Source organism: Streptomyces sp. NPDC002513 (genome assembly GCF_053595355.1).
On the sequence record NZ_JBSFXK010000049.1, the window covers coordinates 44,137 to 55,133 of the forward strand.

The 10,997-nt window shown below is 69.4% G+C and carries 14 protein-coding genes; 13 read left to right on the forward strand and 1 reads right to left on the reverse strand.

What is annotated here, in order from left to right:
• From ACWD5Q_RS26665 to ACWD5Q_RS26690, 6 genes are all read left to right on the forward strand, one after another.
• Entirely contained in the window at window positions 1-1,254 is a 1,254-nt protein-coding gene (locus ACWD5Q_RS26665) for a hypothetical protein (RefSeq protein WP_451429578.1), read from the forward strand.
• Between the two features lie 184 nt (window positions 1,255-1,438).
• On the forward strand, window positions 1,439-2,176 hold the full coding sequence (locus tag ACWD5Q_RS26670) for an LmeA family phospholipid-binding protein (protein ID WP_451429579.1): 738 nt from the start codon (window positions 1,439-1,441) through the stop codon (window positions 2,174-2,176).
• A gap of 216 nt (window positions 2,177-2,392) precedes the next feature.
• A complete protein-coding gene (locus tag ACWD5Q_RS26675; protein WP_351335063.1) occupies window positions 2,393-2,473 on the forward strand; it encodes an Ms5788A family Cys-rich leader peptide in 81 nt (26 codons plus the stop codon).
• Window positions 2,474-2,615: 142 nt separating this feature from the next.
• On the forward strand, window positions 2,616-3,461 hold the full coding sequence (locus ACWD5Q_RS26680; protein WP_451429580.1) for a sulfurtransferase: 846 nt from the start codon (window positions 2,616-2,618) through the stop codon (window positions 3,459-3,461).
• A gap of 34 nt (window positions 3,462-3,495) precedes the next feature.
• Window positions 3,496-3,783, forward strand: coding sequence for a DUF1416 domain-containing protein (locus ACWD5Q_RS26685; RefSeq protein WP_451429581.1), 288 nt, complete (start codon window positions 3,496-3,498; stop codon window positions 3,781-3,783).
• 122 nt (window positions 3,784-3,905) lie between these two features.
• The gene (locus ACWD5Q_RS26690) at window positions 3,906-4,163 is read left to right on the forward strand and encodes a DUF3099 domain-containing protein (RefSeq protein ID WP_451429582.1); all 258 of its coding nucleotides are present in this window, start codon (window positions 3,906-3,908) and stop codon (window positions 4,161-4,163) included.
• A 30-nt stretch (window positions 4,164-4,193) separates the two neighbouring features.
• On the opposite strand, the gene ACWD5Q_RS26695 is transcribed toward ACWD5Q_RS26690, so the two are convergent.
• Window positions 4,194-4,556, reverse strand: coding sequence for a DsrE family protein (locus ACWD5Q_RS26695; RefSeq protein WP_366027240.1), 363 nt, complete (start codon window positions 4,554-4,556; stop codon window positions 4,194-4,196).
• A gap of 205 nt (window positions 4,557-4,761) precedes the next feature.
• On the opposite strand from ACWD5Q_RS26695, the gene ACWD5Q_RS26700 reads away from it, so the two are divergent.
• From ACWD5Q_RS26700 to ACWD5Q_RS26730, 7 genes are all read left to right on the forward strand, one after another.
• Window positions 4,762-5,100: a hypothetical protein gene (locus ACWD5Q_RS26700; RefSeq protein ID WP_451429583.1), complete on the forward strand. Its 339-nt coding sequence runs from the start codon at window positions 4,762-4,764 to the stop codon at window positions 5,098-5,100.
• Window positions 5,097-6,545: a hypothetical protein gene (locus tag ACWD5Q_RS26705; RefSeq protein WP_451429584.1), complete on the forward strand. Its 1,449-nt coding sequence runs from the start codon at window positions 5,097-5,099 to the stop codon at window positions 6,543-6,545. Before ACWD5Q_RS26700 ends, ACWD5Q_RS26705 begins: the two co-directional genes overlap by 4 nt.
• 84 nt (window positions 6,546-6,629) lie before the next feature.
• Window positions 6,630-7,790, forward strand: a complete 1,161-nt coding sequence (gene mycP / locus ACWD5Q_RS26710; RefSeq protein WP_451429585.1) for a type VII secretion-associated serine protease mycosin — start codon at window positions 6,630-6,632, stop codon at window positions 7,788-7,790.
• Between the two features lie 66 nt (window positions 7,791-7,856).
• Window positions 7,857-8,408, forward strand: a complete 552-nt coding sequence (locus tag ACWD5Q_RS26715; protein ID WP_451429586.1) for a hypothetical protein — start codon at window positions 7,857-7,859, stop codon at window positions 8,406-8,408.
• Window positions 8,409-8,479: 71 nt separating this feature from the next.
• Window positions 8,480-9,775, forward strand: a complete 1,296-nt coding sequence (locus ACWD5Q_RS26720) for a hypothetical protein (RefSeq protein ID WP_451429587.1) — start codon at window positions 8,480-8,482, stop codon at window positions 9,773-9,775.
• A gap of 43 nt (window positions 9,776-9,818) precedes the next feature.
• Window positions 9,819-10,316, forward strand: a complete 498-nt coding sequence (locus tag ACWD5Q_RS26725; protein ID WP_451429588.1) for a hypothetical protein — start codon at window positions 9,819-9,821, stop codon at window positions 10,314-10,316.
• Between the two features lie 60 nt (window positions 10,317-10,376).
• Entirely contained in the window at window positions 10,377-10,889 is a 513-nt protein-coding gene (locus ACWD5Q_RS26730; protein ID WP_451429589.1) for a hypothetical protein, read from the forward strand.
• Window positions 10,890-10,997 lie beyond the last annotated feature (108 nt).

Below are 10,997 nucleotides of genomic sequence, written 5' to 3' on the forward strand. Positions count from 1 at the left end.
ATGAGCGACCAGCCCCACGAGGGGTACGACCCGGGCTACGACCCCTACGGGCAGCAGGGGCAGCAGCAGTACCCGCAGCACCAGCCCGGATACCAGCAGCAGGGGTATCCGCCCCAGGCGCCGCAGCCGGGACCTCAGCAGCAGGCGCAGCAGGGGTGGTACGACCCGAACGCGGCGTCGTACCCGCAGCAGCAGCCGTACCAGCAACCCCAGCAGCCCGACCAGCAACAGCAGCAGTACCCGCAGCCCCAGCACCAGCAGTGGCAGGGGCAGGGGCAGGCATACGGTCAGCCGTTGCCGCCGGAGGCCCCGGCGGGGTATGAGCCCCACGGCTACGCGCCGCCCGTCACCGGCGGCCTCGCCCACCCGTCCGGCCCCGGCCAGGGCGGGGCGCCGGCCGGGTCCGCGCGCGCCGGTGGATGGGCGGCCGCGCAGGGCGACGGCCCGCACGCCGGCGCGGCGACGGCCCCGCAGCCCGCCGCGGTCGACCTCGCCGCCCTCCCCGCGAACCAGCGGGCCCGGCTGGAGGGCCGCTCGCCCATCATCGAGCCCGGACTCCAGCCCGCCGCGCTCACCGCGGGGCTCGGGGTGCTGCTCGCCGGTGCCGCGGCCCTCGGGACGTACGCCCTCGTCGTGCCGCTCGTGGTGCTCCAGGCGGTGACGGCCGCCGGATGGTTCCGGCTGAACGGCATGTGGCCCGCCCGGCAGGGCATCGCGCTGGCGTTCCTCGGCGCGGTCACCGCGGACGTCGCGCTGCTCGTGGCCGGCCGGGAGAACGCGCCCGCCGCGATCCTGGGCACCCTCGGCGTCTGGGTGCTGCTGTCCCTCGTCCTGCAACTGCGGTCGCACGCCGATCCGGACACCCGGATGCACGGCCTGATGGCGACGGTCGCCTCGGCCGCGCTGTCGATCGTCGCGGCCGGGCACCTCGCGGCCGCGCCGGACGCCGTCACGGTGGGCGCCGTCGCGGTCGCCGCCGCGATCCTGGCGCGTGCGCTGCCCCTGCCGACCGCGGTCTCCGTGGTCGTGGCCCTGCTGGCGGCGGCGGGGGCCGGCATCGTCATGGGCGGGGCGACGGGCCTCGGCACGTCCGGCGCCTTCCTCGGCCTCGGCGCGGGCGTCTGCGCCCTGATCGGCCACCGGGCCGCCTCCTACGACTATCCGTCCCGCTTCGTCCACTTCACGGCGGGCGTGGCCCTGCCGCTGACGGCGGCGGCGCCGGCCGTCTACGTGCTGGGACGTGCCCTCGGCTAGTGCTTTAGTGCTGGTGCCCCTGCCCGTGGGGCACAGTGCCCCTGCCCATGGGGCTCCGGCGCGTGTCACAGATGATCGACAATCCGGGGGCCGGCCCAGCGTGCGGGGTTACAGTCGCGCTCGGCGGCCACCCGGTCGTCGGTGACCTGTCGTGGACGACCGCCGAGGTGGGGGAACACCGACCATGCGCGCACTGCGAATACTGCTGATCGTCGCCGTGATCCTGGGCGGGCTCTTCGCGCTCGCGGACCGGGTGGCGGTCCACTTCGCCGAGGGGGAGGTGGCGGACCGGCTGCGGACCACCGAGAACCTGGCCACGACCCCGGACGTGTCGATCAACGGCTTTCCGTTCCTCACCCAGCTCGCCGGCGGTGAGCTGGACGACGTCGAGGTCGGCATCAAGGGCTACGAGGCGGCCACCGGCAACGGCGGCGAGAAGGTCCGTATCGACGATCTGCACGCGCAGTTGAAGGGCGTCCGGTTCTCCGGGGACTACAGCTCCGCCACCGCCTCCGACGCCACGGGCACCGCGCTGATCTCCTACGGCGAACTGCTCAGGGCCGCCAAGTCGGAGCCCACCGACGTGGGGCCCGGCGTGAGCGCCCGGGTGATCGGTCTGTCGGACGGCGGCAACGGCAAGATCAAGGTCACCCTCACCTTCACGGCCCTCGGCATCAAGGCGACGCAGCCGGTCTCCGTGCTCAGCTCGGTCACGGTCCGGGGCAACAGCCTCGACGTGCACGCGGACGGGCTGCCCAGGCTCGACGGGATCACGCTCGGCGAGAACCGGATCAGGGCCATCACCGACTTCCGGCAGGGGGTCGCCCGGTTGCCCGGCGACATCCGCCTCGCCACGGTGCGGGCGGCGAAGGACGGCGTGGAGATCACGGCGAAGGGTTCGGACGTCAGGCTGGCGGGGTAGGACGCCCGACGCCGCCCCGAAGGTCGGCTGCCCCAGGCGGATGTCCGAGGAGCGAGACGCACCCGTCCGTACCGCAGATGGGTGAGGGGCGAGGTGCGTCCGGCGGCCACCCGGCGGCGGGCGGACGCCCCACTCCTTCCCACATACCGGACGATCGCGTCTCAGGATGCGACACACCGGTGACATGCCCCGCGATCCGTCCCTACGATCGACCTCATGCAGCGACAGGCGGATCTCACGAAGCGGCGGGCAGTAGACCTGTGCCGCGTCGCCGCCATGCTCTGTCGCCCCTTCTGAGCGGGACCCCCTTCCCGTATCACCGCCGGCCCCGCGCCTGACCTCGGGGCCCTCCGTGCGCCGTGTACGCCGCAGCCCGATCGCGTACCCGCGCCCTTCACACCCGCATCACCCGCCGCAACTGCCCCGGAGGAGAAAGCGCATGAGCCGCAGCGACGTCCTGGTAGACGCCGACTGGCTGGAGGAGCACCTGGACGACCCGACCCTCGCGATCGTCGAGGTGGACGAGGACACGTCCGCGTACGACAAGAACCACATCAAGAACGCCATCCGGATCGACTGGACGAAGGACCTCCAGGACCCGGTCCGCCGCGACTTCATCGACCAGGCCGGCTTCGAGAAGCTCCTGTCGGAGAAGGGCATCGCCAACGACCACACGGTGATCCTCTACGGCGGCAACAACAACTGGTTCGCCTCGTACGCCTACTGGTACTTCAAGCTGTACGGCCACGAGAACGTGAAGCTGCTCGACGGCGGCCGCAAGAAGTGGGAGCTGGACGCCCGCGAGCTGGTCGACGGCGCCGAGGTGCCCGAGCGCCCGGCCACCGCGTACCAGGCCAAGCCGCAGGACACCTCCATCCGCGCCTTCCGTGACGACGTGGTCGCCGCCATCGGCGCGCAGAACCTGGTCGACGTCCGCTCGCCCGACGAGTTCTCCGGCAAGCTGCTCGCCCCGGCGCACCTGCCGCAGGAGCAGTCGCAGCGTCCGGGCCACGTCCCGACCGCCCGCAACATCCCGTGGTCGAAGAACGCCAACGACGACGGCACGTTCAAGTCGGACGACGACCTCAAGGCGCTGTACGCCGCGGAGGACGTCGACCTGGCCAAGGACACCATCGCCTACTGCCGCATCGGTGAGCGCTCGGCGCTGACCTGGTTCGTCCTGCACGAGCTGCTCGGCGTCCAGAACGTCAAGAACTACGACGGCTCCTGGACCGAGTACGGCTCCCTCGTCGGCGTCCCGATCGAGCTCGGCGCCGGCAAGTAATCCCGGACCCCCGGACCTACCCGAAGGAAGAACCATGTGTGGAGCGAAGGCCGGCGGCCCCGACGCCTCGACGATCAAGCCCGGTGAGACCACGATCCAGGGCCAGGTGACCCGCGACGGCGAGCCCGTCGTCGGCTACGTGCGCCTGCTGGACGCGACCGGCGAGTTCACCGCCGAGGTCCCGACCTCGGCGACCGGACAGTTCCGCTTCTACGCGGCCGAGGGCACCTGGACGCTGCGCGCCCTGGTTCCGGGCGCCACCGCGGACCGTACGGTCGTCGCCCAGCAGGGCGGCCTCGCGGAGGTCGCGATCGCCGTCTGACGGGCATCTCCACGACGGTCCGAGGGACCGTGTGCGACGGCCGAAGGGCCGCATCCCCCGGGGGTTGGACGCATTCCGGCGGGGACGCGGCCCTTCGGCGTGTCCGGGCATAGCCTGGACGTATGTACGCGCGCCGGCGTCATCTCTACTTCGCCATGATGGGGACCTGCATCGGCCTGTTCGTCCTGGCGTGGGGAGTCGTACGGCTCTGGTCCGTCCCCGCGGCGGTGGGGATGTGCCTGGTCGCCATGGTGATCCCGCCGCTGGCGGCGGTGGTGGCGAACCGGCGCGGCCCCGACGACCGCTGGTGGGACGACCCGTCCGGGGACCCGAAGTCCGACGAGTGGTGGGACGAGCTGGACGGGAAGAAACGGCGCTAGTGCCGGTAGAGGCACGGCCCGGTACGTCTGTCAGTACACGAGCGCCTGCGTGTCGTCCGCCAGCGCCTCCTGGACGAACACCTGCGCACCCGCGATCCGTACGCCCTCGATGACGTCCTTCTCCGTGATCTCACGGCGGGCCGCGCACTGCGTGCACAGGGTGATCCGCCCGGCCGCCAGGACCGACTCGATCAGATCCGGCAGCGGTGCCGCGTGCGGCAGCTCGAACTCGGCGGCCCGCCCCGGCAGCGCGAACCAGGACGACTCCCCGGTCAGCCAGAGCGAGACGTCCACGCCGCTGGCCACGGCCACGGCCGCCACGGTGAACGCCTGCGAGCAGCGCTCCGGGGCGTCGGCCCCGGCCGTCACCTTGATCACGAGCTTCTTCGCCATGCCCGCAGCCTAGTACTGCGGCCGCATTCCGAGGTCGTGGCCTCGGCATTTGCAGGGGAAACGGCGGGCTCGGGCCTGGCTACGTCGCCGGAAGTGCGACCAGTACAGATGGTGGCCGTTGGTGGCCGGGAACAGACGGAGGCGCTCCGCGCTGTCTGATGCAGTCGCTAGCATTGCGCGCGCTATCAGCCGTACGGGACAGGGGGTGCTCGCGGTGGCGAGCGGAGAGCTGAAGGTCGATCTGAGCGCACTGGAAGGTGTGATCACACGGCTCAACCAGATCATCGCGAATCTCGGCAACACCACCTCCGCCTCGCGCTACCAGACGTACCTGCCGCACGGCGTACTGGGCAGCGCGGATTTCGCTGAGGCGAACGATCTCCACCTTGCGCACACGGAGATGAAGCAGCACCTCGAAGACATCGTCACCCACATCCACGGCCTGGTGGATGACTTCGGGACAAAGACGAAGAAGACGCACGGCGCATACCAGGACCAGGACGCGGACATCACGTCGGCGCTGTCGGGCGGGGGCAGGTCATGAGCTCGGGCGGGGAAAAGAACGACGGCTACACGTACGAGTACGTCCCGGCGTCGATGTGCTACGACGAGCAGGCCACGACGCAGTTCGCCGATCTGAACATGGACCAGATGAAGGCCATGGTCGTCAACGCGAAGCCGGGCGAGGTTCACAGCGTGGCCGGGGGCTGGCGCAACGTCAACAATGATCTGGTGGGGGAGGACGGCGGCGGCGGATCCCGGCACGATTTCCTGACAGCGGTGTACGGGGTGCTGGAGCACTGGGAGGGCGATGCCGCCGACCGGTTCAAGGCACGGGCCGAGGTCATCGCGCAGAAGATGCAGGACGGCGCCAAGTACGCCAAGTACACCTCCATCGCGCTGGGCAACGCGGCCACGGTGCTGGAGACCATCAAGCCCGAGGTCGAGGCGATGGAGAAGCCGGGGACGTTATCCAGCGCGGGCGATTTCCTCGCGGACGGGTTCTCGCACGACGACAGCGGCTACCAGGCGGACAAGCGTGCCGGGATGTCCACCCAGGATGCCCTGGAGAAGAACAAGGACGACCTCTCGGCGGGGAAGGAAGCCCAGCTGAGGATGGCCGTGAAGATGGAGGAGTTGGGGGCGGCCTATGCGTCGCAGGCCAAGGCCATGGGGTCGTGGAATCGCAGGCCGCCGGTTGCCCGCACGCACGATAAAGAAGACTATCCCGGTGATCCCGGGGGCATTGTGCCGACGCCGATCGTCGCGATCCCGACCGAGAGCGGCCCCAGGCTGGTGGGCCGGACTTCCACCAGCAGCGGCTCGTCGAGTGGCTCGGTCCGGTCAACCATCACGACGTCTCCCAGCACCCCCCACCGCGTTGCCGGGACAGGCGCCGGTTCCTCCGCCAAGGCGTCCGCCCCCTCCGGGGTCGGCACGGATGTGGACGGTCTTGCGACCACCAGCACCAGGGGAACTGGCACCGGGGTCGGTGGCGGCCACGGAGGCGGTGTCCGGGCCGGCGGCGCGGGCGGCGGATCGGGAACAGGTGCCGATTTCCCAGATCCGCTCGGCGGCCCTGCGGGTGGCCTGGCGCGCGGTGGTACTACCCCCGGCGCAGGTTCTGCGGCGAGCGGCGGTCGCATGGGAACGGGCGGTGCGGGAGCGGGCGTGGGGACAGGCGCCGGACGCGGTGAGCGCCCCGGTGGCCGGGCCCCCCTGGCCCGCACGAAGGGCGGGGTGATCGGCGAAGCCGAAGGCACCCCCTCGCCAGGGGCCCGGGCCGGTTCTGGTCTGCACGGCAGCCGCGGTGGCACGACAGAGGGCCGCAGGGCAGCGGGCCTGTCGGGCTCCCCGCAGGCCGGCGTGGCCGGTCAGGGCCGTGACAAGAAGAAGAAAGAACGTAAGGCAGTTCCGGGCTATCTCGTCGAGGACGAGGAGACCTGGGTTCCGAAGCAGGACGTCACCAACCCGCGGGTCATCGAGTAGACACGATCGCGGCAGTACAGAAACCGGGCTTGCGTAATCCATTTCGCGGGCCCCGCCCGGCGGGACGAAAGAGGGATACACGGCATGGGTCTCACGCGGACGCTGCGCATCGCGGGCAGTACGGCAGCGGCGGGAGTACTGCTCTTCTCCACCGCGACCACCGCGTCAGCAGACCAGGTGAGGAACGACCAGTGGCCGCTCCGAGCCCTTGACGCCGAGGCAGTCTGGAAGCTCGCGACAGGAAAGGGCGTCATCGTCGCCGTCATCGACGACGGCGTTGACGCCTCCCACCCCGACCTGAAAGGCAACGTCCTCCCAGGTAAGGACTTCATCGACGGGGACTCCGACGCCTCGCCTGCCGCAGGCGACAGCCATGGGACATCCATGGCCAGTGACATCGCCGGGCACGGCCACGGCGCCAACGGCGCTGACGGCGTGAAGGGACTCGCTCCCCAGGCGAAGATCCTGCCCCTACGTGACGACGGCGCCCACACGGGTGGGCTTGCCCCGTCGATCAGGTACGCGGTGGATCACGGTGCATCGGTCATCAACATCTCTGCTGAAAGCCCGGCAACCTCTGGTGGCGAACCGCAGGCGATTCAGTACGCGCTTCAGCACAACGTGCTCGTCGTGGCGGCGTCGGGTAACGACGGGAAGAGCGGCACCGAAGCCATCGGCTACCCGGCCAGCTATCCCGGTGTGGTGAACGTTGGTGCCGTCAAGGAGTCCAACGAGATCTGGGAAAAGTCCAACTCCGGTGCGAACCTCCTGCTGACGGCCCCCGGCCAACACGTCGTCTCCGCCAGCACGGACTCCGATGGCTACGGTATGGCCAGCGGTACCTCCGACTCCACCGCCTATGTCTCCGCCGCCTGCGCTCTGCTGCGCGAGGAGTTCCCTAACCTGACCGCAGGCCAGATCGTCAACCGCCTCACCAAGACGGCTGGCCTCCCAGCCTCGGCCAAGGGTCTGAAGCTCCCTGACGAGAAGTACGGCTACGGCTACATCCGGCCTCTCGCCGCCCTTCAGGAGAACATCCCGGTCGGCCCCAAGAACGGCCCGCTCACGATGCCCGCGTCCGACCCCGCGGCGGCGCCGTCCTCCGCGTCCGATGATTCGGGCAGTGGCCTGACCACCAACTCGATCATCGCGCTCAGCACGCTGGCAGTTCTCGGTGTGCTCGTCGTGATCGGCGTTCCTCTGGTTATGGTTCTGCGTGCGAAGCGCCGTCGGGCGGCGGAGTAGAGCCAGTTCAACCAGCAGGTCCATACGGAAGTTATCCTCCGAATTCCTACTCCGGTTCTGCTCCGTATGAGCAACAGTCGCCGTCCGATCGTTATCCGCACCAGTAGAAGAAGGCTGGACGAAGAACGGGAACCTTCCAGTCGCACCAGCGCCCGCTCCGCGACGACGAGTTCATCACTCACCTCCGTTGCGCAGTCGGAGCGATACTCACTTATCGCCGGCATGATCGCGTCAAATATCGATACCTTCCGCTCTATACGGCACGTAAAAAGGCTTGGGGGATATGGCATGGCAGCTGGGACGGAAATCGAGGATCCGGTAGCACTCAACCGTGCGGGCACCGGCGCGCGCGAGATCGCGGGGCAGACGCGAGTCGCTGGCGCCCATCCGGTGGATGAGACACGCTCGGCATCCCGGGACTTCGGCGTCGGTTACTGGGACGGCGGGCTGGGGCGAGCGCTTACCGGCCTGGCGGAGATCTGGTCTGCTCAGGTTTCCGCACTTGTGGCCGACTGCGACAGTCTCGCGAGCCGGTGCGGCAGTTCGGGAATGCTGTATCAGCGCACCGAAACAGTGAACACGCAGACCATGCACTCTCTGTCAAGTGACTTCGGTTGAACCGGGCCCTCCTCACCGCCACAGCGCCAGCCTGACAAGAATCACGACTCCACGGGGGACTCGCCGAGCTCATGCCGACGTACGAGCAGCTGTACCACCTCAACCTCAGCAACCTCAAAGCAGCCGCTGACCGCTGGGAGGAGACCGCCAGCAAGTTCAAGGCGCTGCACACCGCGTACAGCGACCAGGTCACCCGCCCCTTCCGGCAGGCCGGCTGGACCCAGCCGGCCCTGACGGCGGCCAAGGCCGACAACGATGTACGAGCCGCCCAGCAGCAGTTCGAGAGCGCCAACAAGGAGGCGAAAGGCATCGCCGGCGTTCTCACGTCACTGCACGCCGAACTGAAGAAGGACAAGGAAGACCTCCAGCACCTCGCTGAAGTCGAGGCCAAGGAGCAGGACCTCCACGTCAGCGCCACCGGCACCGTCACACCACGCTACGACCTCTCCCAGGACACCGGCGCCCGCCACGACCCCGATGGCCAGGCCGCCGTCCGCGAGCAGCAGGAAGCCTGCGAGGCATTCGCCCGCCGCATCGAGCACGTCCTGCAGCGCGCCTCCGACGCCGACGAGACCGCCTGCTGGGCCCTGAGCCGCGATCTCGGCGGCAGCCGAACCGACTTCAACTCCAAGGACGTCACGTCCCTCGAGAATGCCGAAGCCACCCGCACGGCCGAGCTGCGGAAGGAAACCGCCCGCACAGAGACCGACGGGTGGGTCGCCAAGGGCGAGGCCGAAGCCTCTGGCCCTGGCGTCGGGGCATCGATCACCGGGCCCAACACCGGGGCTGGCAAGCTGGGCGAGGCCGAGGCGCATGCCGACCTCGGCCGCGCAAGCGCGGAGGGCTCGCTCACCAACGGCCCGATGAAACTCGATGGGGCGGCCGAAGCCTACGCGGGCGCCAAGGGTTCCATGAGCGGCGGCATCACCAACGAGGGTATCCAAGGCGAAGCGGGCGTCATGGCGGGGGGCGAGGTCTCGGCCAACAGCCGCGCCGACGCTGGTCCGGTCGGCCTCTATGGGCGGGCTGAGGGTATGGCGGGCGCTGAGGCGAGTGCCAACGCCGGAGCCGGTGTCGATGGCGTGAACCTGGGCAGCGAGGCGTTCGCAGGTGCGAAGGGAGGTGTCGCTGGGGGAGCGGACATCGGGGGAATCGGAGTGGGCGCTACAGCCGAGGGATGGGCCGGTCCTGGCGCGGAGGCAAGCCTGAACTTCAGCAAGGATGCCAACGGCGCGTGGCACTGGGCTTCCAAAGTGGGTGTCTCTCCCGTCCTCGGTGGCGCCGTGGGCTTCGAGTTCACCGTCGACCCGGGGAAGATCGCCGACACCGCAGGCGATGTGGCCGATGCCGTCGGCAGCCTGTTCTGATGCCCCCTCCGCAGACCCAGTACCGCAGTAAGGATGGACCGAGATGCCCACGCTCCTGCCCGTACCGATCCAGTTCCGACTGCCGGAGAACTGGCTCGTCGAACCGCCGGACACAGCCGGCGCGCCGGGTGCCGCGTTCGTCGCGCGGCACCCGCAACCGGATGCCGGATTTACCGCGAACATCACGATCGACGGCGAGTACCGCCCGGATGCGGCGACACTGTCCGAGATCGCGAATGAGTCTGTGGAGCGCTTGCGCCAGGCCGCCGTGTCGGTCGTGGTCACCGGCCGTCGCGAGAGCGGCTCGGAGGATGCGCCCGGTTTCACGCAGATGCTGGCCGTCTCGGCCGTCGTCGGCGGTGTGCGCCGCGACCTCGTGCAGTCCCAGGTGTACCTGTCCATGCTGGACGTCGCCGATCCGCGCAAGCGCGCGGTGATCCGTCTGGTCCTGACAGCCACCGCGCACCAATTCCCCGATGTCCTCGGCGACTTCCAGGGCTTCGTGCGCACAGTCCGCCCGGACATCGCCGCGGCTTCGTGACGTGTCCCCCGCAAGCGGCGAATCTTGCACCTGCAACCCGCCCCCTCATAGGTTGATTTCATGGGACTCTTCGACAAGCTGACCGGAACCAAGCACCCCGATGACAGTGTCCCGCCGCGCTCAGCTGAGGAAATGCGGACAGCCCTGCTCGGCGTCAACCGGGCCGATGCCCCGTACGTCATCCGCGACGGAGCTGCCGAGGACTGCGACCTGGTGGCGGAGTGGCGGATGGCGGAGCCCGCCTGGCAGGCCATCTTCGTTGAGTCGCAGCTGACTCGTGCCGTCCGCATCCGGATGCGCCTGGTCCCGGAGGACCATGAAGTGCGCGTCCTTGAGGAAGGCTGGGAAGTCACTCGGGTCGGGAATCCGCCACAGCTCAAGATTTCAGGGGCGTACTCGCGCGGGCCCGACAGGACCGTCTCCCGCCACTACACGGTCCAGCGCGGGGACAGCGGCGGCCTCGAAGCGACGGAGACTTTCCGCTTCGACAGCTCGGAGCTACGCACCCCCCTGCAGAACGCTGTCCTCAAGTCGGGCTGGACCTGGCGCAGCGTGATCTTCGGCAAGCTGTGAGCTGACTGCCTGACTCAGAGCGTGGTGGTGAACCGCGCTGTAGCTCGATGATCTGCGGCTTTCGGGTGGTTGCGGTGTGGGGGTGGTCGGCCTGGGGCAGCCAGCGGG